Origin of the sequence: Paraburkholderia sp. BCC1885 (genome assembly GCF_900996235.1) — a bacterium.
Classification (GTDB): Bacteria; Pseudomonadota; Gammaproteobacteria; order Burkholderiales; family Burkholderiaceae; genus Paraburkholderia.
Map to the genome: position 1 here is coordinate 602,645 of NZ_CAAJGM010000111.1, position 23,247 is coordinate 625,891.

At 65.0% G+C, this 23,247-nt stretch carries 19 protein-coding genes; 8 read left to right on the forward strand and 11 right to left on the reverse strand.

Features of this window, described 5'->3' with window-relative positions; all coding sequences use genetic code 11:
• Positions 1–23: 23 nt before the first annotated feature.
• Entirely contained in the window at positions 24–1,238 is a 1,215-nt protein-coding gene (hpnI, locus tag FQ755_RS11620; RefSeq protein WP_144154187.1) for a bacteriohopanetetrol glucosamine biosynthesis glycosyltransferase HpnI, read from the reverse strand.
• 857 nt (positions 1,239–2,095) lie between these two features.
• Between hpnI and FQ755_RS11625 the strand changes: the two genes are divergently transcribed.
• The gene (locus tag FQ755_RS11625; protein WP_144154189.1) at positions 2,096–3,091 is read left to right on the forward strand and encodes an LLM class flavin-dependent oxidoreductase; all 996 of its coding nucleotides are present in this window, start codon (positions 2,096–2,098) and stop codon (positions 3,089–3,091) included.
• 90 nt (positions 3,092–3,181) lie between these two features.
• Here FQ755_RS11625 and FQ755_RS11630 read toward each other — a convergent pair whose 3' ends face one another.
• Positions 3,182–4,294, reverse strand: coding sequence for an alpha/beta fold hydrolase (locus tag FQ755_RS11630; RefSeq protein WP_144154191.1), 1,113 nt, complete (start codon positions 4,292–4,294; stop codon positions 3,182–3,184).
• A 578-nt stretch (positions 4,295–4,872) separates the two neighbouring features.
• Here FQ755_RS11630 and glgC point away from each other — a divergent pair.
• From glgC to pdxY, 3 genes are all read left to right on the forward strand, one after another.
• Complete coding sequence (gene glgC, locus FQ755_RS11635; protein ID WP_144154193.1) at positions 4,873–6,144, forward strand: glucose-1-phosphate adenylyltransferase; 1,272 nt, start codon at positions 4,873–4,875, stop codon at positions 6,142–6,144.
• Between the two features lie 57 nt (positions 6,145–6,201).
• A complete protein-coding gene (gene glgA / locus FQ755_RS11640; RefSeq protein ID WP_144154195.1) occupies positions 6,202–7,662 on the forward strand; it encodes a glycogen synthase GlgA in 1,461 nt (486 codons plus the stop codon).
• A 440-nt stretch (positions 7,663–8,102) separates the two neighbouring features.
• On the forward strand, positions 8,103–8,966 hold the full coding sequence (gene pdxY / locus FQ755_RS11645) for a pyridoxal kinase PdxY (protein ID WP_144154197.1): 864 nt from the start codon (positions 8,103–8,105) through the stop codon (positions 8,964–8,966).
• A 122-nt stretch (positions 8,967–9,088) separates the two neighbouring features.
• On the opposite strand, the gene FQ755_RS11650 is transcribed toward pdxY, so the two are convergent.
• Positions 9,089–9,283, reverse strand: coding sequence for a hypothetical protein (locus tag FQ755_RS11650; RefSeq protein ID WP_144154199.1), 195 nt, complete (start codon positions 9,281–9,283; stop codon positions 9,089–9,091).
• A 313-nt stretch (positions 9,284–9,596) separates the two neighbouring features.
• On the opposite strand from FQ755_RS11650, the gene FQ755_RS11655 reads away from it, so the two are divergent.
• Both FQ755_RS11655 and FQ755_RS11660 read left to right on the forward strand, forming a co-directional pair.
• Positions 9,597–10,058, forward strand: a complete 462-nt coding sequence (locus tag FQ755_RS11655) for a hypothetical protein (protein WP_144154201.1) — start codon at positions 9,597–9,599, stop codon at positions 10,056–10,058.
• 563 nt (positions 10,059–10,621) lie between these two features.
• Positions 10,622–11,776 carry a branched-chain amino acid ABC transporter substrate-binding protein gene (locus tag FQ755_RS11660; protein ID WP_144154658.1) on the forward strand — a complete coding sequence of 385 codons (1,155 nt, stop codon included), beginning with the start codon at positions 10,622–10,624 and terminating at the stop codon, positions 11,774–11,776.
• A gap of 71 nt (positions 11,777–11,847) precedes the next feature.
• Here FQ755_RS11660 and FQ755_RS11665 read toward each other — a convergent pair whose 3' ends face one another.
• The 3 genes from FQ755_RS11665 to FQ755_RS11675 form a co-directional block, all read right to left on the reverse strand.
• Positions 11,848–13,809 carry a DUF3857 domain-containing transglutaminase family protein gene (locus tag FQ755_RS11665; protein ID WP_144154203.1) on the reverse strand — a complete coding sequence of 654 codons (1,962 nt, stop codon included), beginning with the start codon at positions 13,807–13,809 and terminating at the stop codon, positions 11,848–11,850.
• 79 nt (positions 13,810–13,888) lie between these two features.
• Positions 13,889–15,277, reverse strand: coding sequence for a DHA2 family efflux MFS transporter permease subunit (locus FQ755_RS11670; RefSeq protein WP_144154205.1), 1,389 nt, complete (start codon positions 15,275–15,277; stop codon positions 13,889–13,891).
• 87 nt (positions 15,278–15,364) lie between these two features.
• A complete protein-coding gene (locus FQ755_RS11675) occupies positions 15,365–16,576 on the reverse strand; it encodes an aminotransferase class I/II-fold pyridoxal phosphate-dependent enzyme (RefSeq protein WP_144154207.1) in 1,212 nt (403 codons plus the stop codon).
• 101 nt (positions 16,577–16,677) lie between these two features.
• On the opposite strand from FQ755_RS11675, the gene FQ755_RS11680 reads away from it, so the two are divergent.
• On the forward strand, positions 16,678–17,532 hold the full coding sequence (locus FQ755_RS11680; RefSeq protein ID WP_144154209.1) for a LysR substrate-binding domain-containing protein: 855 nt from the start codon (positions 16,678–16,680) through the stop codon (positions 17,530–17,532).
• Positions 17,533–17,626: 94 nt separating this feature from the next.
• On the opposite strand, the gene FQ755_RS11685 is transcribed toward FQ755_RS11680, so the two are convergent.
• Positions 17,627–18,301, reverse strand: coding sequence for a hypothetical protein (locus FQ755_RS11685; protein WP_144154660.1), 675 nt, complete (start codon positions 18,299–18,301; stop codon positions 17,627–17,629).
• 332 nt (positions 18,302–18,633) lie between these two features.
• Between FQ755_RS11685 and FQ755_RS37285 the strand changes: the two genes are divergently transcribed.
• A complete protein-coding gene (locus tag FQ755_RS37285; RefSeq protein ID WP_186308490.1) occupies positions 18,634–18,771 on the forward strand; it encodes a hypothetical protein in 138 nt (45 codons plus the stop codon).
• A 218-nt stretch (positions 18,772–18,989) separates the two neighbouring features.
• Here FQ755_RS37285 and hutG read toward each other — a convergent pair whose 3' ends face one another.
• The 4 genes from hutG to FQ755_RS11705 all read right to left on the reverse strand — a co-directional run bounded on the left by hutG (position 18,990) and on the right by FQ755_RS11705 (position 23,245).
• Positions 18,990–19,805, reverse strand: coding sequence for an N-formylglutamate deformylase (gene hutG / locus FQ755_RS11690; RefSeq protein WP_144154211.1), 816 nt, complete (start codon positions 19,803–19,805; stop codon positions 18,990–18,992).
• A gap of 88 nt (positions 19,806–19,893) precedes the next feature.
• On the reverse strand, positions 19,894–21,300 hold the full coding sequence (locus FQ755_RS11695) for a formimidoylglutamate deiminase (protein ID WP_144154213.1): 1,407 nt from the start codon (positions 21,298–21,300) through the stop codon (positions 19,894–19,896).
• A 22-nt stretch (positions 21,301–21,322) separates the two neighbouring features.
• Positions 21,323–22,549, reverse strand: a complete 1,227-nt coding sequence (gene hutI, locus FQ755_RS11700) for an imidazolonepropionase (protein ID WP_144154215.1) — start codon at positions 22,547–22,549, stop codon at positions 21,323–21,325.
• An 87-nt stretch (positions 22,550–22,636) separates the two neighbouring features.
• Positions 22,637–23,245, reverse strand: a complete 609-nt coding sequence (locus FQ755_RS11705) for a HutD family protein (RefSeq protein WP_260858505.1) — start codon at positions 23,243–23,245, stop codon at positions 22,637–22,639.
• Positions 23,246–23,247 lie beyond the last annotated feature (2 nt).

Sequence of the window (23,247 nt, forward strand, 5' to 3'; positions counted from 1 at the left end):
GACTACTAACGGATCAAACCACGCTATCCACGATCGGACATCTCCACAATCGAGGTCTGCGTCGGCGCGACCCGATTGACCACCGGCATCCGCGCACCGCGCCACACGACGTGCGAGCCGAATACCGCACCGAGCCATTGCAGCGCGAGCAAGGTGTCGCGCAAGGGCACGAGCGGCAGATCGCGCCAGAAGCTGCGCGAAATGCGCGCGCTGCGCGCATGCAGCAGCACGCGTGCGATGAATCCAGCGCCGGTGCTGACCGACAGCAGCAACGACATCAACGGATCACCGCTGCCTGCGCCGATAAACCCGCTGTTCAGCCCGGCCGCCAGCAATGCGCCGGTCAGCAGCCAGGGCGTGGTAAATGTGATGACCAGCGAGGCGAAGCCCGACGGATTCACCGAGCGGATCGTGCGCAACCAGCGCATCTCGCGTAGCCACAATGTGGTGAAAGTGGGCTCGATCACGTCGGTGGCCACCAGCACCGGCGACAATACGGTGTTCAGGCCGAGTGTGCGCGCGTGTTCGGCCAACCAGTAGTCGTCGGCGAGACAGTCTTTGAGTGTTTCGAAGCCGCCGATGTGCTCGAGCGTCGTCCGGCGCAACGCCAGGGTGGCGCCAAAACCGAAGCGCCGCGAGCCGCCGGCATGCGCGACGCGCACCGACGGCGCAAACCATTCGTTGATGAACATCGCCCCCACGCGCGGCCAGAAGCCACCCACGCTCTGCGCCCGGTAGAGGCAGGTGACGACGCCGGTATCGGCGTCGGCGAGCGGCGCCGTGACCGTATCGAGGTAATCCGGCCCGACGGCGATATCGCTATCGGCCAGCACAATCACGTCGTGACGCGCGCGCTGCGCCATGTTGATCAGATTGCTCACTTTCAGATTGCTGCCGTGGACGCGCGAATCCACTACGAGCTCAATCGCGCATTGCGGGTACGCGGCCTGCAAACGCCGCACCACGGCAATTGCCGGATCGGCCGCGGACGACACGCCAAACAGCAGTTGAAAGCACGGATGCGCCTGCTCGCAGAACGTCACGAGGTTTTCGTACAGACGCGGCTCGATCCCGCACAGCGGCTTGAGCACGCTCACCGAAGTCCAGCCCACATGACGCGTGCCGGGGCGTTTACCGAAAAACGGCATCGCCACCGCGGCAACGCCGGCATAGACCGTAGCGGCGCAGCAAAACATCGCCAGCAGCCACTCCATGGCAGAGAGCGAATGCACCGTCATTGGCCTGCGCTCCGGTTCGCTGCTGCCCACGATCCAACCAGCGCGGCTCCGGCGGCATCCGTCGACAAGACGCACAGATACAGAAATCCACTCGTTCGCACGTTCGGAACTCCTTCTGCCTTCTGCAGAACAATCGACTCGCATGAAGTCGAATTGTCTGAAAAACGCACGCAAAGGCTTTACCGTAATTTCCGGTAATATTCAAACGGCAATATGACAGATAATTGAAAGTGAACAGACAGAGATCAACCGCCAATTGCTGCCGTTAATCTGCCCACGCCTCTGCCAACGGCCGTAACGTCTCGAAACTAGGAGAATTAATGCACCGCTTACAGGCGAGACTCGGCCCCGGCCGCAAGCTCGGCGAAAACCAGGTTTCGTCAGGCTTGGCGCGCCTCTGAACGGTTATTGCAAGCATGCTGCCAGTCGCAAAAATTGTAGCAGCGCCTGAATGAATTTGCTCGCAATGTGTACTCGACAGATCTGCGCTTTATTGCCACGGCACTTAACTCTTTGCATTCGCATTTGCCCGGTAGTTGATCTGAGGATAATCGTCACATTCAGACAATAATTCTGTGTTTGGCGTGAACGATCTAATCGGTCCGGCCAATTGCAATACGTCGTCCTTTCGTGGATTGCTTAAAGCGTCAGGGTATTGATATGAAGAGCCAGCCCGGCTTGCGGCGCTTGCCAAGGCGCGCAACACCCTGCCGGGCATGTGGACTTGTGCAGCCGGCCAGCGAGAATGAACGCGCTTTGGCACAATCCGCTTTTGCCTTTGCTGTCGGCGGCCTTACGGCGTGCGAGCACCTCGCTCCATGCGAACCGGGCGGCGCAGGGCTTCGGACGAATTTGCCATGATCCCTTTTTCGGTTCTCGACCTCTCCCCCATCAACGCCGGCGCGAGCGCGGCAGAGGCGTTCGCTCACACGCTCGATCTCGCCCAGCACGCCGAAAAGTGGGGTTATCGGCGCTACTGGCTCGCCGAGCATCACAACATGACAGGTATCGCCAGCGCGGCGACCTCGGTGGTGATCGGTTATGTGGCCGGCGGCACGAAGACCATTCGCGTCGGTTCGGGTGGCGTGATGCTGCCGAACCACGCGCCGCTCGTGATCGCCGAACAGTTCGGCACGCTCGCCTCGCTCTACCCCGATCGCATCGATTTGGGCCTCGGCCGCGCCCCCGGCACCGACCAGACCACGGCGCGGGCCTTGCGTCGCGATCTGCAAGGCAGCGCGGACTCGTTCCCGGACGACGTCGTCGAGCTGCAGCGCTATTTCGCCGACCCGGTGGCGGGGCAACGCGTGCGCGCAGTGCCAGGCGCGGGGCTGCACGTGCCGCTGTGGCTGCTCGGTTCGTCGCTGTTCAGCGCGCAACTGGCGGCCGCGCTTGGCCTGCCGTTCGCGTTTGCTTCGCACTTCGCGCCGGACCATATGCTGACCGCGCTGCGCCTGTATCGCGCGCAGTTCCGTCCGTCGGCGGCGCTCGACAAGCCCTATGCGATGGTCGGCGTGAATCTGTTCGCGGCCGATACCAACGAAGCCGCCCTGCGCCTCTTCACGTCCTTGCAGCAGCAGTTCATCAATCTGCGCCGCGGCACGCCGGGGCAGTTGCAGCCGCCGGTCGACCGGCTCGACGCGCCGGAGATGGAACTGAACAGCGTCGCGCATTCGCTGGCGTGCTCGGTGATCGGCGATCCGGAGACCGTGCGGGCGGGACTGCTATCCGTGATCGAACAGACCGGCGCCGACGAATTGATGCTGACCGCGCAGATCTACGATCACGCGGCGCGGCTGCGCTCGTTTGAAATCGCCGCGCAGGTGCGCGAGGCGATTGTGAGCGGCAAGTAGGCCGTATCAAGCTGAGCGGCGCTTGCAAGGGCGACGCCGCGAGGCTGCCACCGTCCTGTGCCACGGCCAGGCGGCGCTCGCCCACTCCGCTTAAGGATTGCCCGGCAACGCCGCCAACCCATCCAGCAGCGCCTTGTGAAACGCTTGCGGATCCTGCATCTGCGGCGCGTGACCCAGATCCGCGAACTCGACCAGCGTCGCGTGCGGAATCGCCTGCGCCGCTGCCTTGCCGAGCTGCGGATAGTCACCGAGTTTCGCGCGCACCTCGGGCGGCGCGGCATCCTTGCCGATCGCCGTGGTGTCCTTCTGGCCGATCATCAGCAGCGTGGGCATCTGCAGTTGGCCGAGTTCGTACACCACCGGCTGGGTGTAAATCATGTCGTATAGCAGCGCGGAATTCCACGCCACGATCTGCTTGCCCGGCCCGCGATACATGCCCGCCAGCATCTGCACCCACGGCTCGTAATCCGCGCGCCACTGCCCCGCGTAATAGGTGGCCTGCTCGTAGCGGCGGATGCTGTCGGCGCTCGTTTTCAACTCGCGCTCATACCATTGATCGACGGATATCGACGGCACGCCCTTCGCCTTCCAGTCCTCGAGACCGATCGGGTCCACGAGCACCAGTTGCTGCGTCTGTTGCGGATACATCAGCGCGTAGCGGATCGCCAGCATGCCGCCGGTCGAATGGCCGATCAGCGTGGCGCGGCTCACACCGAGCGATTCGAGCAGCGCATGGGTATTGCGCGCGAGTTGCTGGAAGCTGTACTGATAGTGCTCAGGCTTGCTCGATTTGCAAAAGCCGATCTGATCCGGCGCAACCACCCGATAACCCGCTTCGCTCAGGCGCCGGATGGTGGGCCCCCACGTGGCGGCGCAAAAATTCTTGCCGTGCAGCAGCACCGCCGTGCGGCCGTTCGCGTGCTGCGGCTGGATATCCATGTAAGCCATGTGCAACGCGACGCCCTGCGAGGTGAAGCCGAACTGTTCGACCGGCTCCGGGTAATCGAAACCTTGCAGTTCGGGGCCGTAAGCGGGGCCGTCGTTGCCGGCGGCAGCAGCGGCACCGGCGCCGCTGGCAGCGGCTATTGCGGCGGGTTCGCTAGCGCTCGCGGCATGCGCCGCGCCGGTCAAAGCAAAGGAGGCAGCCGAAGCCAGCGCGCAGGCGCACAGCAAGGCAACCAAGGGATGACGGCGAAAGTTCATAGGCAATGGTGTCCGGCGGAATCGGTATGGGCTCGCGTGCAGGCCATCCCGGCGGCCTCATGCCCGGCGGCCAGGCAGCCACGCCTCGGCCAGGATCGAAGCCGCCGATTCTACGTGGCCGCACGAAATCCCGCTCCGGGCCCGGCTCACCTCGCGTCGCCGGCACCACGCCGGCATCGCCTCGGATCTGTGGCACACATATTGCGCTCCTCTACCGCGCTCTTGCGTATTAACCATCGCCGGGCTATGCGCCATGCCGCACGGACGCAACGCCCGCCGGCTGCGATCTTGTCAAGGACACCGATATATTGCGCCACGCCAGAGATAAGTCAGACATCCACACAATCCAGACTATTCGCGGGTGGCAGTTCGGTGCTAAAAATAGCAGGCCACCGTCAAGGCACGACGATACCTGGCAGCATCTGGACCAGAATCGACAAGAACAACAACCAGCATGACCATCCGGGGCACACCAACAGCAACCCGGGTTTGTAGCCAGATTGCATCGGCACAAGCCGGTTGCACGAGAGCGGAGTCAGGCGCCGACGCGCCCACCCCCTCGACAAAGGAGACACAGCATGGAAACTCCGGCAAGCCTCAACGATCTGCAACGCAGCACGCTCGCCATCGTTCTCGCGGGTGGACGCGGCACCCGGCTCGGGCCGCTCACCAACAAACGCGTCAAGCCGGCCGTGCACTTTGGCGGCAAGTACCGCATCATCGATTTCGCGCTGTCCAATTGTCTGAACTCCGGCATCCGCCGCATCGCGGTCGTCACGCAGTACAAGGCGCACTCGCTGATCCGCCACGTGCAGCGCGGCTGGGGTTTCCTGCGCGGCGAGTTCAACGAGTTCATCGACCTGTGGCCCGCGCAGCAACGCGTCGAAGGCGCGCACTGGTATCGCGGCACGGCGGACGCCGTGTTCCAGAACCTCGACATCATCCGCTCCATCCGGCCGAAGTACGTCGTGGTGCTGGCGGGCGATCACATCTACAAGATGGACTACACGCGCATGATCGCGGATCACGTCGAAAGCGGCGCGGACTGCACGGTGGGCTGTATCGAGGTGCCGCGCATGGACGCGGTGGCCTTCGGCGTGATGCACGTGGACGAGAAACGCCGCGTCACCGGTTTCGTCGAAAAGCCCGCCGACCCGCCGGCGATGCCGGGCCGCCCGGACATCGCGCTCGCCAGCATGGGCATCTACGTGTTCAATGCGGATTACCTGTATTCGCTGCTGGAAGAAAACATCTCCACCGCCGACACCGATCACGACTTCGGCAAGGACATCCTGCCGCGCGTGGTCACCCAGGGTCATGCGATTGCCCATCCGTTCAGCATGTCGTGCGTGTCGTCGGACCCGAACGTGGAGCCGTACTGGCGCGACGTCGGCACCATCGACGCCTACTGGGCCGCCAATCTGGACCTCGCCTCCACCATCCCGACGCTCGACCTGTACGCCCCCGACTGGCCGATCTGGACCCAGCAGCAGCAGTTGCCGCCCGCCAAGTTCGTGCGCGACATGAACGGCCTGCAGGGTTCGGCCACCAATCTGATCGTCTGCGGCGGCTGCGTGATCTCCGGCTCGCAGATTTCGCGCTCGGTGCTGTCGTCGAATGTGCTGGTGAATTCTTTCTGTAACATCAATGAGGCAGTCTTGTTGCCGCAGGTCACCATCGGCGCCAGTTGCCGCTTGCGCCGCGTCGTGATCGACCGAGGCTGCACGATTCCGGACGGGACGGTGATCGGCGAAGACCCCGTGCAGGACGCCGAGCGCTTTTACCGCACCGAAACCGGCATCGTGCTCGTCACGCCGGACGCATTGCGCGGCCACAAGGCGCAAGACTAGCGCGCCGGCCCGCACAGCCGCCGTCGTACCACGCCTGCCACAACCGGAAAACTGCCCATGACGATTCGCGCCCTGCACGTCGCAAGCGAGCTATATCCCCTCCTGAAAACAGGCGGTCTTGCCGACGTGGCGGGCGCGCTTCCGCCGGCGCTCATCGAGCGCGGCGCGGACGTCCGGGTGCTGCTGCCGGGCTTTCCGGCGGTGCTCGCCGGCCTCTCCGAGCTACGCACGGTGGCGCAGCTCGGGCGCCGCTTCGACGCGCCGCACGTGACCCTGCTGCAGGGTACGCTGCCTTCCAGCGACCTGGTGGTCTATGTGATCCGCGCCGACACGCTCTACGACCGTCCCGGCAACCCCTATCTCGACGCTGAGCACGTGCCTTACGGCGACAACGCCCAGCGTTTCGCGCTGCTCGGCTGGACGGCCGCGCAGCTCGCCCAGCAAATCGATCCGCAGTGGTCGCCGCAGATCGTCCACGCGCACGACTGGCATGCCGGCCTCGCTCCCGCCTATCTGCGGGCGGCCGAGCGCCAGCAGGGCCGCACGCTCGCGCACAGCATATTCACGGTGCATAACCTCGCCTATCAGGGGGTGTTCCCGGCGCATCTGTTCGGCCAGCTCGGGCTGCCGGCCGATTTCTTCCATATGCAGGGCATCGAGTTCTACGGCCAGTTGTCGTTTCTGAAAGCCGGCCTGTTCTATAGCGACCGCATCACCACGGTAAGCCCCACCTACGCCCGCGAGATCCAGACGCTCGCCCAGGGCGGCGGCCTCGACGGACTGCTGCGCAATCGCACCCATGACCTGTCGGGCATCCCGAACGGCGTCGATTACACCGTCTGGAACCCGGCCAACGACGCCCTGCTTCCCGAGCACTACACGGCGTCGCTGCTGTCCGGCAAGCACGCCTGCAAGAGCACGCTGCAAAAGCGCTTTGGACTTGCCGTCAAGAGCGACGCCCTGCTGTTCGGTGTCGTTAGCCGACTCACCGAGCAGAAAGGCCTCGACCTGCTGCTCGCGGCGCTGCCGGAGATCATCCGGCGCGGCGGCCAGCTGGTGGTGTTCGGCACCGGCGACGCGGCGCTGGAGAAAGGCTTGCAGCGGGTGGCGCACGCGCATCCGGAATCGGCGGCGGTGGAACTGGGTTTCGACGAAGCGCTGGCGCACGCCATCATCGCCGGCAGCGACGTGGTGGCGGTGCCGTCGCGCTTCGAGCCCTGCGGTTTGACGCAGCTCTATGCCCTCGCCTACGGCTCGCTGCCGCTCGTGCATCGGGTAGGCGGCCTCGCGGATACGGTGGTGGATGCGTCGCTGGAAAACCTCGCCGACGATCTCGCCACCGGTTTCGTCTTCGAGCGCTTCGAGCCGGACGCGCTGGGCGCCGCGATCCGCCGCGCTTTCGCGCTGTACGCGCGGCACACCGAGTGGAAAGCCGCCCAGCGGCGCGCGATGCGCCAGGACTTCGGCTGGGGCGCCTCGGCCGAGCGCTATCTGGCGCTGTATCGGGAGCTGGCCTGAGGCGCGGCCGCCTGACGCGCGCCGCCGGGACACGCTTCGGTCGTCGGGTGATCGCGCGGCAGTGATCCCGCGGTCACCCTTATATGACCGTTCGATGATGGCTCGGCACAACACTACGGGGACGGATCATGCCCGCCCGGCGAAAACTCATGTATCGTTGCCTGATAGGCATGCCGCATAGGGTTGCCGGATCGTAAGGACTGCTCGCCCGGCAGCGCAACGGTTGAACGTGTGCGTGCCGGCCTCGTCGTGTAACTCGCGCTGGCCAGGATGCCGGCGCCGTCCGGCGCGGCGGCGAGCCCTGCGGTTAGCTCCACGGTTAGCCTGGCAGCACCCAAACCAGACCCATCCATCGAACCGGCCGCGCGCGATCCGCAACGATCCCCGTGGCCATAAGCGACCATAAACGGCGCCCAACGGATCGCGCCGGCGAAGACATTATGAAAAACGTTCTGAGTATCCAGTCACATGTCGTGTTCGGGCACGCGGGCAACAGCGCCGCGGTGTTCCCGATGCGCCGCCTCGGCGTCAACGTCTGGCCGCTCAATACCGTGCAGTTCTCCAATCACACGCAATACGGCCATTGGACCGGCAGCGCCATCGACGCCTCGCAGATGGAAGAACTGGTCGAAGGCATCGGCGCGATCGGCGTGCTGCCGCGCTGCGACGCGGTGCTCTCCGGCTATCTGGGCACGCCCGAGCAGGCACGGGCCGTCATCGAAATCGTCAAGGCCGTGAAGGCGGCCAATCCGCGCGCGTGGTATTTCTGCGATCCGGTGATGGGAACGGCCACCGGCTGCAAGGTGGAACCCGGCATCCAGGAATTTCTCGTGCGCACCATGCCCGAGGTATCCGACGGCATGGCGCCGAACCACAGCGAACTGCAGCGCCTCGTCGGCCGGGAAATCGAAACCGTGGAAGAAGCCGTGACGGCGTGCCGCGAAATCATCCGCCGCGGGCCGCGGATCGTGCTGGTGAAGCACCTGCTCGACCGCAACAGCCCCGCCGACCGTTTCAACATGCTGGTGGTCACGCCCACCGAAGCATGGATGGGGCAGCGCCCGCTCTACCCGTTCGCCCGCCAGCCGGTGGGCGTCGGTGACCTGACCAGCGCGGTGTTCGTCGCCCGCCGGCTGCTCGGCGATTCGATCCGCGTGGCCTTCGAACACACGCTCGCGGCCGTCAACGCCGTCGTCAAGACGACCTGGCAGGCAGGCCGCTACGAACTGGAACTGGTCGCCGCGCAGGACGATATCGCGCGGCCGCGCGAGTGGTTCGACGCGTGGTCCATTGAATCGATCTAGCGTCTGCCGAAAGTGCGAATGCGGCTGGGATACCGCCTGAAAGGCCGCATCTCAAACGCCTCACCCCAGACGCCACACCTCAAACGCCACACCTCAAACGCCACGCCTGAAAAATACCGCGCTCAAAGCGCGCGAGCGGCCCAACCGAGCGGCTGCTGTGGCCGCGCCGGCTGCATTGCCAGGGCGTGCTGGCCGGCGATCTCGGCCAGCACCTGGGCCTTCGTCAAACCCGCAGCGTGTGCAATCGACGGCGCCACGCTCACCACGCCCGCCACGCCCAATGCGAGCGCGACCAGCGAAAACCAGACTCCCTTCATCGTCTTTCTCCACTCATGGTGTTTCTCCACATTAATCAGATCAATACGCCGCCCCCCGCATGACCCACGCGCGCGGCGCAACAGCCGGGCGGAGTTTACCGATCCGCGCGCCATCGCGCATCCCCTTTGGATGGAAAACACCATTCGCGCCGCGCCGGACAATCCCGTTCATGCACCTGCGCGGGGCATGCGGGGGCGCCTCGTCGCGAGTTGCCGCCCGTGATGCTCGCTTGTCAGCGGCTCGTCCTATAATGCGTGCCGCGTGGTGCACGCATCCCTTTTCAAGCACCCGCTACAGGCACGCGAGGCACAGATGGACGGTCATATCCGCAGCGAGCGGGAAGAGTATTTCGAAGAGTTGTGCATCAGCGTCGATGCCGACGAAACGCACGAGCAGGAAGCCATCGAGTTCTTCGAGAACCAGTTCGAGGAGAAGGATTTCGACCCGGCGCAATGGCTCGACATCGCGCTCTACTACTCGCCGGCGGTGGCGCGCGGCATCATCGACCTGGTCGGGCCGGACGACAAGGCGCGCAGCAATATCGCCGAAGTGATCGCGGACAATCTCGACATCTCCTACGGCGAGGACGAGTGCCAGCAGTTCGCCGAGACGATCCAGTTCGCGCTTGCCAACGGCGTGCCGGTGGACCTCGATCTGGTGCTCGACGGCTGCCAGCGCGCCATCGACGATCTGGAAACCTGGGCCGACGACGACACCAAAGAGCCGCTCATGCGTCTGCGCGAAGAAGTGCTGCGCCTGCAAGGCGAGCAGTAAGCGGCTAACCGCGGATTCCCCTTGATGCTTCTGCGCGAATGCGTAGAAGCAGCCGATCCCCGCACCTTTCCTCTGCTTTAACGCATCCTCTTGCGTCGCGCCCCGGCCCGCCACCGACACGTCCCGGCACGTCCCGGCACGCCCCGTGTGCCGGCATCCGCACGCCCCAGCAGATCAAGACACGCCCGCCGCCCGCCCCGTTCTGAGCCTATGCTGAAATGCTCATCCAAAGCGCCGCGATCTGCCAAGACGGCCTCAAATTGGCTTTCTATATTTCGGCCAGATCGATGGACACGTTGATGCACGTCTGACCGGGGCCGCAACTTTTCTCATACGACGCCTGGCGCGCCGCTTACCAGGTGTTCCCCGCAGTGCCGCGCACCGCTTATTTTCCATCGTTGTTTCCGAAGTACGATCGTCGGTACCCCGAAACAGTTCGGGACTCTCGAAGGAGACCTCACCGCACAACGCCGCGCCCGAGCGTGACAGCCGTACCCGGCCGCACGGCCGGCTGCACCTTGACCGATATTCATAACTCGAACCTGTCGATGGAAGGAGTGACCATGAGCTTTCGCAAGACGCTGAAACCCCTCGCCGTGATGCTGGGCGCGATCCTCGCCGTGGCGCCGCTGTCCGGCTTCGCGGACGACCTGCCGGTGAAGGTCGGCTTCGCCGCGCCGCTCACCGGCGTCAACGCCGGCTACGGCAAAGATCTCCAGAATGGCGTGCAGCTCGCCCTCGACGAAGCCAACGCGCAGAAGATCAAGATCGGCAACCAGGTCGCCAACTTCCAGATCGTCGCCGAGGACGACCAGGCCGACCCGCGCGTCGGCGTGCAGGCGGCGCAGAAACTGGTGGACTCGGGCGTCGCGGTGGTGGTGGGCCATTTCAATTCGGGTACGACGATTCCCGCCTCGCAGCTCTATGAAACGGCCGGCATTCCGGTGATCGATCCGGCCGCCACCAATCCGATCATCACCGGCCGCGGCTTTGCCAACGCCTTCATGGTGATCTCCACCGACGCGCAGAATGCCGGCAATGCGGGCGCCTACGCGGTCGAGGTGACCAAGGCCAAACGTATCGCGATTCTCGACGACCGCACCGCGTTCGGCCAGGGCGAGGCCGACGAGTTCGAGAAAGCGGTGAAGGCGCACGGCGGCAGTATCGTCGCGCACGAATACACCAACAACCAGGCCGTCGACTTCAGCACGCAGCTCACGGCGATCAAGGCCACCAACGCGGACCTGATCTTCTTCGGCGGACTCGATACGCAAGCTGCTGGCGTCGCCAAGCGCATGAAGCAACTCGGTCTCACCGCGCAACTGGTGGGCGGCGGCGGCGTAATGGATGACGATTTCATCAAGCTCGCAGGCGACGCAGCCGAAGGCTCGATGGCATGGGAATACGGCCGCCCGCTCGCGCAGTTGCCGGGCGGCAAGGACTTCTCCGCCAGGTTCAAGAAACGCTTTGGCGTGGACATCCTCTCCTATGCGCCGTTCGGCTATGACGCGGCATGGGCGGCGATCAAGGCCATGCAGCAGGCCAAATCGACCTCGCCGGCGGTATATCGTCCGGTGCTCAAGGCAATCAGCTTCGAGGGCGTGACCGGTCCGATTGCCTTCGAGGCCAACGGTTCGCTGAAAAACGCCGGCACGACGTTGTATCAGGTGAAGAACGGCGCGTGGGTGCCGATCGTCACCAAGGGCGGCGGCAACTAACCAGGCCCTGCGGGCGCGGGCGGCGTCCCCTGGCGGCCTCGCTCAGCGCCGTCGCGCTACGGCGAAACGGTTCACCTTTGCGCCGTCGATCCGGCCTGCTGCGCGAAGCGGTAGGTTGGCGGCGTCGCCCGCACCACCACTTGCGCCGAGGTATCGCGCTCGATCTTCACCAGCGACGCCTGCGCTTCGTTGAACATATCCGCCGAGCACACCTGGTGCGTGAACTTCGTATGCAGACGGCGGGTGATCTGCAGCACGCGTGTGCCTGGATCAAAAACGTAATGCGACGCGTAATCGAAGTAGGGGTCGTCGACGCTGGCATCGACCGGCAGATCGGTCACACGCACCGTCGCGGGCAAGGTGATCTGCGCGGTTTCGTCGAAATCGCCGCCGACGCACACCCACGGCTGCGTGCGTTGCGGTTCGGCCAGCCACGTCTGCACCTGGCTGGCAATGCCGCCCGAGAGACTCGTGAGCGCCGGCAAGGCGGTGGTGCCGTCGGTCCAGGTGAAGTGTTCGAGCGTGCCCTGGATCGTGGTGGCGAACGGGCCTTCGCTGGTCGTCACGTCGCTGGTGTGTAGCTGCGCGCTACCGTGCAGGCCCGTTTGCAAAAGCCGGCTGGCGGCAATCTGCTGCGCCCGCTGATGCGTGGCGCGGCGGAACATGTTGCGTTCGAGTTCGGCGGTGGCGCCCGCATCTTCCACCCGGTACGCGTAAGACGCCGCCCCGCTGTCGTTCACCTCGATCTGCAAGCGTACCGAGCGCGAGCGCGGCTGCACGGCGGGCGTGCGCGACATCACGCCGTCGTCGACCAGCAATACGGGCCGGTCCATCACAACCAGCGGCAGATAGCCGAAGGCGATGCCACCCGCGGTCGTGTCCGCATACAGCCCAAATTGAGGAATCCATACGATTGCGTGATTGATCGCGCTCTCGCCGTAACCCGGCACGTCCGGCAACGTGTAGTACGGCCCGAGGTTGAGCAGCACCGCCTCGCTATGAATGCCGACGGCCGCGAGCAGCGCGCCATACAGCGCCACGTGATCCTTGCAGTCGCCGTAGCGGTTGTGCAGAATATCGACGGCCCGGTGCGGCACCGCCGCGGTCTCGCCTAAAAACAGCGCCACGTAGCGCACATTCAGGCGCACCCAGTCGTACAGAATACGGGCCTTGTCGCGCGGATCGGCCGTGCCGGCTGTCAGCGTCTGCGCGAGCTGGACGATGGCCGGGTCGCTCATGGTGGCGTCCGTGGCCGGCCCTTTGTAGCGCGCGGCGAAGGTGGCGTAGTCGGGCACGGTCGACACCATCAGCCGGTCGCCCCACGTTTCATAGCCGACCGCGCCGGATTCGATGGGCGCATACGGCCCGTGTTTGTAGTCGAACTCGTAGCGCGTGCGGCCGTTTTCCGTGACCGGCGGCAACGCCGCGTAGCCGCGAGTGTCGGCATGCAGCGGCACGTCGGCGGGCAGGTCGAAGATCAGCCGCTGCAGTTCGACCGGATCGCGGGTCGGTTCGACCAGATACGAAAACGTGCCGGCCTGTAGCGCTTTCGTGCGCGTCTTGCGAAACGCCAGATGAACCCGCGAGCCCGGTTCGACGCCCGGAAAGATTACCGTGCGCAATACGCCGTCCTCGAAAGTGGGCGCGCCCGCCGAGCGCGGCTCCTGCACGTCGCGGATGCCATCCGGGCCGACCTTGCGAACCGTGCCGTCGGGGTCGATGGTTTCGGCGGCCAGCAACTGCACCTGCTCGATATCCTTGTTGAACCAGACATAGCGCTGCGCGATGTCGTCGACGCCGCTTGTCGTATTCGCACGCATGACCGTGTCGTCGCGCTCTTCGGCGGAACCGTCCTTCTGGATCACGAAGTAGTGAACGTCGCTTTCGACGGTGGACGGCGCCAGGTCAGTCGCCGCCGGAGCGTCGCTCGGTGCGATGGACGCACCGAATGCACCAAACGCACCGAATGCGCTGCACGCGCCGCACGTCAGCCAGGCGATTGCGGCGCACCAGCGCCGTGTAGAGCGCGTCATTGAGACCTCGTCCTGATGGGTAGAGTGTTTGTAGCACATCGGCGCGGCTCGCGTCCCCGCCCGCCTTATCGACGCCGGCCTAACGCGCCCGCAATTCCGCCCCTTCGTCATGTGCGAGCTTCGTAAAGAAGAACAGCGAGCAGAACGTCAGCACGCCGACCACCGCAAACGCCGGCGAGAAATCGCGTGCCGTGAGATGCGCCGCGCTGCCGCCATGCAGATGCGCCGTCAATGCCAGCAGCGAGGCGGCGAACGCAACCCCGACGCTGATCGACAGTTGCTGCGCCATGCTCGAAAGCGCGGTGGCGCGGCTCATCATCGGCTTGGGCATGTCGGAATAGCCGAGCGTGTTGAGCGTCACCATGCCGAGCGAATTGAACAGGCCGCCGAACAGCAGCACGACGAAGATCAGCAGATGCGGCGTGCTCGGCCGGAACAGCCCGTAGCCCGCGTAAAAGCAGCCGGTCAGCAAGGTCGCGCCGATCAGCAGCGTGCGAAAGCCGATGCGGCGAATCGCCTGCTGCATCACCGCCCGCACGCTCAGCGACCCGACCGCCGTCGCCACGCTCAGCGAACCCGATTGCAGCGGCGACAGCCCGAAGCCCAGTTGCAGCATCAACGGCAGCAGAAACGGCGAGGCGCCGATGGCGATACGCAGCGGCATGCCACCCACGACGGCGGTACGGTAGGCCTTGAACCGCAGCAGGCCGGGATCGATGATGGCGTCGTCGTGGCGGCGGCTGTAGCGCCAGTATGCGAGGATCGACAGCAGGCCGAGCCCGGCGAGCGCGAAGGTGACTTCCTGCGGCACCAGTCCGCGCCCCGCCGTATCGAGACCGCCGACCAGCCCCACAAGCCCGGTCGAAAGCAGAATGAAACCGGCCAGATCGAAGCGCTGGTAGACGGGCTCGTGGGTGTCGTCGATGAAACTCATCGCCATCAACACGCCCAGCACGCCGAAGGGAATGTTCAGCAGGAAGATCCAGCGCCATGAGGCGATGGTCACCACGAGGCCGCCGAGCAGCGGCCCGGCGAGCCGTCCGATGGCGCCCGGCACCGTGAACCAGACCATCGCCGCCACCATGCGCGCGGGCGGCACGCTGCGCAGCAGGATCAGGCGCCCCACCGGCACCATCATCGCGCCGCCCATGCCCTGCAGGACGCGGAACACGACCAGTTGCGGCATGCTTTGCGCGAGGCCGCACAGCGCCGAGCCGAGTGAAAACAGCGCAATCGCCGTGCAGAACACCCGGCGCGCGCCGAAGCGGTCGGCGAGCCAGCCGCTCGCCGGCAGAAACACCGCGAGACTCAGCAGATAGGAAGTGATCGCCAGATTCAGATGCAGCGTCTGCACCTGCAGCGAGCGGGCAATCGACGGCAACGCCGTCGCCATGATCGAGGTGTCGAGGTTTTGCAGGAACAGCGGACAGGCGACGATGATTGGGATGAGTCGGGAGCGATCGGTCATGCGCTCCCTTTTACCGCAAAACGCCGCGCCGGCACAACCTGCACCGACGCGGCCGCGCGGCGCTGCGTGCCGCGCCGCCTCCGCGCGTCAGGCCAGTTCCAGGGCTCGCCGTAAGGATAAGGCAATCCCCTGCGCCGCCACCCGCACGTCCTCCAGCGACGGAAACGTAGGCGCGATCCGCAAATGCCGGTCCTGCGGGTCGCGTCCATACGGATAAGCCGCGCCCGCCGGCGTCAGCACGAGGCCCGCCGCTGCGGCCAGCGCCACGGTGCGCTTCGCGAACCCCGGCGGCGTATAGAGGCTGATGAAATAGCCGCCCGCCGGCTCGTTCCACGTCACGCCTTCGAGTCCGCCCAGCTGCTCGCCGAACTGCGCCGCAATCGCCGCGAATTTCGGGCTCAACAATTCACGGTGACGCTCCATCAAGCGCTCCAGACCGGCGCGGTCGCGCAGGAACCGGACATGCCGCAACTGATTAAGCTTGTCCGGTCCGATCGTGCGCACCGAGACCCGCTGCTGCCACCAGTCGATGTTGCGCCGCGACCCCGCCAGAAAGGCCATCGCGCCGCCGCCGAGCGTCACCTTCGAAAGCGACGCGAACACCAGCGCGCGATCCTCGTGTCCGGCGGCGGCGCAAGCGGCGAGTACGTCGAGCGTGGTGTGCTTCTGTCCGGTCAGATGATGGAAGCGATACGCGTCGTCCCAGAACAGCCGGAAATCCGGCGCTGCGGCAGGCATGGCCGCGAGACGCCGCACCACCGCGTCCGAGTAAATCGCGCCGCTCGGGTTGCTGTAGAGCGGCACGCACCAGATACCCTTGATGGCCGGATCGCGCGCCATCTGGGCTTCGACGAAATCCATGTCCGGGCCGTCGTGGTTCATCGGCACGTTGATCATGCGGATGCCGAGCGCCTCGCAGATCGCGAAATGCCGGTCGTAACCCGGCACCGGGCACAGAAAGGCGACGTCGTCCCGCTTACGCCACGCCTCGCCGCCCGGCAGGCCGAACAGCATGGCGAACGCCAGCATGTCGTGCATCAGTTCGAGACTCGAATTGCCAGCTGCGACCACCTGGGCCGCCGGCACGTCGAGCAGCGTCGCGCCGAATTCGCGCGCCTCAGGCAGACCCAGCACGTGGCCATAATTGCGGCAGTCGATGCCGTCGCGCGACAGATAACCCACCGTACCCGCTTCATCGAGCAGCGCGCGCGAGAGGTCGAGTTGCTCGGGCGCGGGTTTGCCGCGCGACATGTCGAGGCGCATGCCCAGTTGCTTGAAGTCGTCGTAAGTCATCGCCATCGCGAGGGTCTCCGGGTTATTGAACCGAGCCAGTATGCCCACCGCCCCCCATTCAGACAAACGCGTTATATTGAACGTTTCGATCAGCTTTTCTGATACCTATGAAAGCCCTGGATCTTGACGTGCTGTCGATGGTGGTCGCCATCGCCGATGCCGGCAGCTTCGTGCGCGGCGCGGCGCTCGTGCATCGTTCGCAGTCCGCGCTCAGCATGCAGATCCGCACGCTGGAAAACGCGCTCGGCAAGACGCTGTTCGTGCGCGGCCCGCGCAGCGTCACACTCACCGCCGACGGCCAGATCCTGCTCGCCTATGCGCGCCGCATGCTGGCATTGCGCGACGAAGCCTGGGCGTCGATGGTGCATCCGGAGGTCAAGGGGCGGGTTGCGATCGGCGTGCCGGACGACTACGCGTCGTCGCTTTTGCCCTCGGTGCTGCGCAAGTTTTCGGCGAGCTATCCGAAGGTCGAGATTCAGGTGATCGGCCTGCCGAGTCACGCGCTCGCCCCGCTCGTCAAGGACAACAAGATCGACCTCGCCTGCGTGACGCGCATGCGCGGTCTGAGCGGCGCTTTTATCCGCTTCGAACCGATGGTGTGGGCCGGCGCCGTGGCAAGCGGCCGCGAGATCTGGAAAGAGCGGCCGTTGCCGGTGGCGCTGTTCGGCGCGGGCAGCGTCGCGCGCGCCAATGCCATTCATGCTTTGGAGCGCGCCAAGATCGCCTATCGCACCTCGTATGAAAGCCCGAGCCTGATGGGACTGTTCAGCATGGTCGAAGCCGGCCTCGCCATTGCGCCGCTCGCACGCTGCGCGGTGCCCGGCCATTTCGTGCAATTGGGACGGTCACATGGCTTGCCGGTCTTACCGGAACTAGAAATCGTGCTGGCCCGCAGCGCCCGCTCGAATCGGCCGCCATGCGATTTTCTGGCCGAGCAGATTCTCAGCGAGTTGCGCCTGTGAAGAAAATCGTGGCGGCGGCAGAGCACGGCACGGCACGGCACGGCACGGCACGGCCCAAGCATATGACCGCGCCGCAGCGAGCGGCTGCCTGGTCTTACTCGCTCTCGCCTAGCCTCACCAGCAGCGCCTGAAGTTTCTCCACATGCCGCATCAGCAGATGACGATGCTTTTCGATCTGCTCGAGCCGGCCGGTGAGATCGGCGTGCTCGGCCTGATCGGCATCGAGCTGGTCGGACGCGGCAATTACGTCCTCCACCTTGGCGCGCAGCACATTCAGTTCGACCGGCGGACTTGCCAGATGCCGCTCGAAACGGCGCACGTCCTGCACCGCCAGTTCGCGGACCTTGCGAAAGTGCGCCTGACGCCGATGCGCCTCGACATCGAAACTCTCCTCTTCGATACGGCGCACGGGCGCGGGTTGGCCGAAGATCGGCTCGGGCGGTCGCAACACCGATCGCTTGCGCGCCGGATGCGCGGTGCCGCGAAACCGCGCCAGCGGCGTTTCGTTGTCGATCGCCTCGCGGGCGTTGGCAGGAATCTCATGCTCGTCGTGCGCCGAGTTCATCCAGCCCGCCGGCAAACCGGTGACTGCTTCGACACCGCGCACGAACTCCTCGTTGAATTCGCGTTGTCCCGACAGCATCAGCTTCAGATAGCTCGCGGAGAACGTCATCATCCGCGCTAGGCGCGTTGCCGCGCCGACCTCCTGGGTCAGTACCACCAGATTTGCCCGCCAGATCGGAAGCAGCGACTCGTCGGAATCTTCCATTACTGGGTCTTCCATCTTTTCTCGTCCGATTAGTCTGTTGTGTCACACCTTCGCGCAGACTCGCAGCCCGCGCGTGACGTGTTGGTCAAAGGGTAGTCGCTTCGCCGTGCCACGCGCAACCGGTATGAGCCGCAGAGTGTGACCTAACGTAACTAGCGTAACTAACGACGACGGAGAACGGGCGCCGAGTCGAGTCCTTTCGGGGCCTGCGGGTTGACAAGACGTGCGCGGGCGCGTTCCTGCACTGGAGAGGGCGGCATTGTTCAGAGGGATGCGGCACGAATCGTGCTGCGTCAGGTTTGCTGTCAAACCCTCTGAACAAAGGAAACACAATGAAGAAAGCGATCCTTGCTTGCGCCGCGGCGCTGACCACCCTCTGCGTCATGGTGCCGGCCCATGCTGACGACCATCACCACCCGGTGTGCCATAAGGTCCACGTGCACGGGCATTGGGTGAACCGCTGCCATTGATTCCGACGGACGGTCCCCGCTTCGCGCGGGGACTTTTCTGTTGTGCGCCCGGTTTAGGGCGTGAAATCGTTCCGGTCTGGAGCGGCGTAACCGGTGTCGAGAGTTACAGTCAGCGCGTAAATAGCGAACAGCGCGCGGTAGAAATGCCCGCTTCGTTCGATCCGGACTAAGCCATATGGTGGCTTAAGGGTCAGGGCTTAAGGCCTAAAACTCAGGACTCACGCCACGCCCACATGCTTCATCGCCGTCTGCACCAGCTTATTCAGCAGCGGTTCGATCTTCGCCGCCAGCGTGGCGTCATACGCATACGGCATCTGCTCTTCCATATACGTCACTTGCGTCAACTCCAGCTGAACCGCGTGCACGCCTTCAGCCGGCCGGCCATATTGGCGCGTGATATAGCCGCCCTTGAAGCGGCCATTGGCGATGGCCGTGTAGCCGCCGCCGTGCTGTTCCACCACCGCGCTCAACGCTTCAGCGAGCCCCGCCGCGGCGCTCGCGCCGTTCGAGGTGCCGAAGTTGAAATCCGGCAGACGCCCCTCGAAAAAACGCGGCACGTGTGAACGGATCGAATGCGCTTCCCATAGCAGCACCTGGCCGTGCTTTGCCTTCAGCGCCGCCAGATGCGCGGCGAGGGCTTCGTGATACGGCTTCCAGTACAGCTCGCGACGGCGAGCGACTTCGGCGTCGTCAGGCAGATGTCCGTCGAGATAGAGCGATTCCTTGTCGAAGGTATCGACGGGCAACAGACCGGTGGTGTCCTGACCCGGATAGAGATTCGCGCCGTCGGGCGGACGGTTCAGGTCGATCACATAGCGCGCGTTGTGCGGCATCAGGATCGAAGCGCCCTGCTCGCGCGCGAAAGCGTACAGGCGGTCGAGATGCCAGTCGCAGTCTTCGGTGCGCTGGGCGATGGGAGTCATCGTCGCCGCGATGTCCGCGGGAATCTTCGTGCCCACGTGGGGAATCGAAATCAGCAGCGGCAGGCTGCCTTCGTGCAGCGAAAAAACCGGTGGTGTGTTCGAAGCAGTCATGTCAGTCCAGAAGCAGTGGAGATGCGGTATGTCAGCAGCTTACCCGAGTCGCGGCCTGGCGTATTTCAGGCGGGCAGCGCATGCCGCGTCATTTGAGCAATTCCGCCAGCGCGAGGCGATATTGCGCATAGGCGCGCTCTTCGTCGCGGTGCCGGCGATTCTCGACGACCTTCACGCCGCCCGCGTACACGTCGCGGATCGGCGTCTCGCCGTGCTCGCAAAACACGACGCCCGACAGCCAGGCCTGCGATGCGTGTTCAGCGATGCTCGCATGATCCGCGTCGAGCACCAGCAGGTCGGCGCGTTGTCCGGGCTGCAGGCCGTTGACTGCACGGCCGGTGGCCCGCGCGCCGCCGTCGAGCGCGGCGTCAAACAGACGATCGGCGACGAACGGCGCCTCAGCCGAGGCCAGCACGTTGCGTTGACGGCGCAGCAGGCGCTGACCGTATTCCAGCAGCCGCAGCTCGGCACGCCAGTCGACGCCGATATGGCTGTCCGAGCCGATCCCGAAGCGGCCCTTCTCGTCGAGATAAGTGTGCGCCGGGAAAATCCCGTCACCGAGATTCGCTTCGGTGGTCAGGCACAAACCCGCGACCGCGCCGCTGTGCGCGAGCGCGCGGGTTTCATTGGCGTCCACATGGGTCGCATGCACGAGACACCAGCGCGCGTCGACATGGAAACGATCGAGCAGCCATTGCACCGGCCGCGCGCCTTCGGTCTCGAGACAGGCATCGACTTCGGCGGTCTGTTCGGCGACGTGGATGTGCACCGGCGCGCCCGGCAGATCCGTATCGAGACCATCCAGCAAGCTCCGCAGCGACGGCTCCGAAACCGCCCGCAACGAGTGCGGCGCCACGCCGTAACGCAGGGCCGCGCTTTCGGGGCGTGCTTCGCGCAGCGTGCCGAGCAGATCGAGCAGGCTCTCCGGCGTGTTGATGAACCGGCGCTGATCGTCGCTCGGGGCGCGCGCGCCGAAGCCGCCGTACTGATAAAGCACCGGCAACATCGTCATGCCGATGCCGCTCGTCTGCGCGGCGTCCACCACCCGCTCGGCCAGCTCAGCCGGATTGCCGTAGCGGCTGCCGTCCGGCGTGTGATGCACGTAATGGAATTCGCACACCGAGGTATAGCCCGCTTTCAGCATCTCGATGTACAGCCACTGCGCCACTGCAGCGAGCCCCTGCGGCGAGATTTTCGCGGCGAAGCGGTACATGAGGTCGCGCCAGCTCCAGAAGTTGTCGGTGGCGTTGGCGCGGTATTCGGTGAGCCCCGCCATCGCGCGTTGAAAGGCATGCGAATGAAGGTTAGGCATGCCAGGTAAAACCGGTCCGGCGGCACGCGGCACATCCGCCGCCGGCAGCGCGGCAGCGCTTTTGACATGCGTGAGCGTGCCGCTCGCATCCCACTCCAGCAGCACGTTGCGGCGCCAGCCGTCCAGCAGATAGGCGTGGTCGGCGAACAATGCCTGGTTCGAGGTTCGAGTGGATTCAGTCATCTTCAGACCTTGATGGATTCAGTCAGCCGGCGTAAGCGCGTTTCGTATAGACCGTCTCGCCGCCGCGCACCACCCGCGCGCACAACGGACGGCCGATGCAATACGCCAGTTCAGCAAGCGTATCAACCGGCCATACGGCGAAATCCGCTGCACGGCCGACCGCCAGCGAGCCGTGACGATCCGCCTGACCGAGGGCGCGCGCCGCGTGCCGCGTCACGCCTTGCAGCACTTCGGGCACGGTCATGCGAAACAGCGTGGCGGCCATGTTCATCATCAGCAGCAGCGAGGTGGTGGGTGAAGTGCCGGGGTTGCTGTCGGTGGAGATGGCAATGGGCACTTCGTAGCGGCGCAGCAAATCGAGCGGCGGCAATTGCGTCTCGCGGATAAAGTAGTACGCGCCGGGTAGCAGCACGGCGACGGTGCCGCTCGCCTTCATCGCGGCCACGCCCGCTTCGTCGAGAAACTCCAGATGATCGGCGGACAGCGCGCGATGACGCGCCGCCAGTGCCGTGCCGCCGCTATTCGACAACTGCTCGGCATGCATCTTCACCGGCAGCTTGTAGCGCTCGGCGGCTGCGAAGACACGTTCGCTTTGTTCGAGCGAAAAGCCGATGCGTTCGCAGAAGACATCGACGGCATCGACGAGACCTTCATCGGCCAGTGCGGGCAACATCCGTTCGCACACCTCAGCGATGTAATCGTCGGGCCGCCCAGCAAACTCAGTTGGCAATGCGTGCGCGCCGAGAAAGGTCGTATAGACCGACACCGGGTACTGCTCGCCGAGACGGCGCGCCACGCGCAGCATCTTGCGCTCGCTCGCCAGATCGAGGCCGTAGCCGGATTTGATTTCGATGGCGGTGACGCCCTCGGCAAGCAACGGTTCAAGGCGCGCCGCCGCCTGGCGTACCAGACTGGCTTCGTCGGCGGCGCGCGTCGCCCGCACCGTCGAAACGATGCCGCCGCCCTGGCGCGCGATTTCTTCATAGCTGACGCCGGCGAGCCGTTGCGCGAACTCGTCGGCGCGCTGGCCGCCGTACACGAGATGCGTATGGCAATCGACGAGGCCGGGCGTCACCCACGCGCCGCCCAGGTCTTCGCGTGACCACGCGGTGTAGTCGGCGGGCAGTTCGCCGGCCGCGCCGAGCCAGGCAATCTGCCCGTCGCGCACGGCGATCGCGGCATCGGCCAGTGTGTGATCAGGATCGCCCTGCGGGCAAAGATTCAGGTTGTGCCAGACGGTTTGCTTCATCGCATGCCTGTTTTGCTTCGTTGCGCTTTCGCTGGGTTTTCAGTGCGTTTTCGTTTCACTTCTCGCGTTCGTTGCAGACGGGGACGCTCACAGGTACTGCAGGCGAATGGCGAGCAGCGCACCCTTCCCGCTTAGCTTGCACGTCAACGCCTCGGGTGCGTCGATACGCAGCGTGTCGTCCATGCCCAGCGTCACCGGCGCGGTGTCGCCCAGCGTCACGTCGAGTGATCCGGCTGCGCAAAACAGCAAGACGACGTCTGCGGATAACACGCGCGAGGAAACGCCTTCGGCATCGCCCTTGCTGCGCCATAATTCAAGTTCGCCGGTTGCCGCGCCACGCCGCACCATCAGGTTGAAGTCGCGCGTCGCACCGTCGACGAGACGTGCGTCGATCGCCGTCTCGCCCGCAAAGCGCGCGATGTCGAGCGGTTGCGTCAATGCATGCGTCGCACCTTGCTCTTCATCGAGCAGCATACCCGCGCCAGCTAACAGCACCAGCGTGCGGTCGATGCCGGCAAAACGCGAGAACGCCCCGGCCTGCGCGACGTCCGCAATGCTCACGCGCCAGACGAAAGCGTCGAGCCCCGCAGCGTGCGGAAACGCGGCGATCTCGCGCGTGAGGCCGCCGCCATTCTTCCATGGCGCCGCCACCAGATCCGCGCCACGCAGCAACGTCGCCACGGCGTTGGGCCTCACGA

What these genes read in the sequence shown, in the direction of transcription:
- FQ755_RS11670 (WP_144154205.1), bottom strand. Translation starts at nt 15,277, where the DNA reads ATGACCGATCGCTCCCGACTCATCCCAATCATCGTCGCCTGTCCGCTG.
- FQ755_RS11665 (WP_144154203.1), bottom strand. Translation starts at nt 13,809, where the DNA reads ATGACGCGCTCTACACGGCGCTGGTGCGCCGCAATCGCCTGGCTGACG.
- hutI (WP_144154215.1), bottom strand. Translation starts at nt 22,549, where the DNA reads ATGAAGCAAACCGTCTGGCACAACCTGAATCTTTGCCCGCAGGGCGAT.
- glgC (WP_144154193.1), top strand. Translation starts at nt 4,873, where the DNA reads ATGGAAACTCCGGCAAGCCTCAACGATCTGCAACGCAGCACGCTCGCC.
- hutG (WP_144154211.1), bottom strand. Translation starts at nt 19,805, where the DNA reads ATGACTGCTTCGAACACACCACCGGTTTTTTCGCTGCACGAAGGCAGC.
- FQ755_RS11650 (WP_144154199.1), bottom strand. Translation starts at nt 9,283, where the DNA reads ATGAAGGGAGTCTGGTTTTCGCTGGTCGCGCTCGCATTGGGCGTGGCG.
- FQ755_RS11655 (WP_144154201.1), top strand. Translation starts at nt 9,597, where the DNA reads ATGGACGGTCATATCCGCAGCGAGCGGGAAGAGTATTTCGAAGAGTTG.
- FQ755_RS11630 (WP_144154191.1), bottom strand. Translation starts at nt 4,294, where the DNA reads ATGAACTTTCGCCGTCATCCCTTGGTTGCCTTGCTGTGCGCCTGCGCG.
- glgA (WP_144154195.1), top strand. Translation starts at nt 6,202, where the DNA reads ATGACGATTCGCGCCCTGCACGTCGCAAGCGAGCTATATCCCCTCCTG.
- hpnI (WP_144154187.1), bottom strand. Translation starts at nt 1,238, where the DNA reads ATGACGGTGCATTCGCTCTCTGCCATGGAGTGGCTGCTGGCGATGTTT.
- FQ755_RS11685 (WP_144154660.1), bottom strand. Translation starts at nt 18,301, where the DNA reads ATGGAAGATTCCGACGAGTCGCTGCTTCCGATCTGGCGGGCAAATCTG.
- FQ755_RS11660 (WP_144154658.1), top strand. Translation starts at nt 10,622, where the DNA reads ATGAGCTTTCGCAAGACGCTGAAACCCCTCGCCGTGATGCTGGGCGCG.
- pdxY (WP_144154197.1), top strand. Translation starts at nt 8,103, where the DNA reads ATGAAAAACGTTCTGAGTATCCAGTCACATGTCGTGTTCGGGCACGCG.
- FQ755_RS11675 (WP_144154207.1), bottom strand. Translation starts at nt 16,576, where the DNA reads ATGGCGATGACTTACGACGACTTCAAGCAACTGGGCATGCGCCTCGAC.
- FQ755_RS11680 (WP_144154209.1), top strand. Translation starts at nt 16,678, where the DNA reads ATGAAAGCCCTGGATCTTGACGTGCTGTCGATGGTGGTCGCCATCGCC.
- FQ755_RS11625 (WP_144154189.1), top strand. Translation starts at nt 2,096, where the DNA reads ATGATCCCTTTTTCGGTTCTCGACCTCTCCCCCATCAACGCCGGCGCG.
- FQ755_RS11695 (WP_144154213.1), bottom strand. Translation starts at nt 21,300, where the DNA reads ATGACTGAATCCACTCGAACCTCGAACCAGGCATTGTTCGCCGACCAC.
- FQ755_RS37285 (WP_186308490.1), top strand. Translation starts at nt 18,634, where the DNA reads ATGAAGAAAGCGATCCTTGCTTGCGCCGCGGCGCTGACCACCCTCTGC.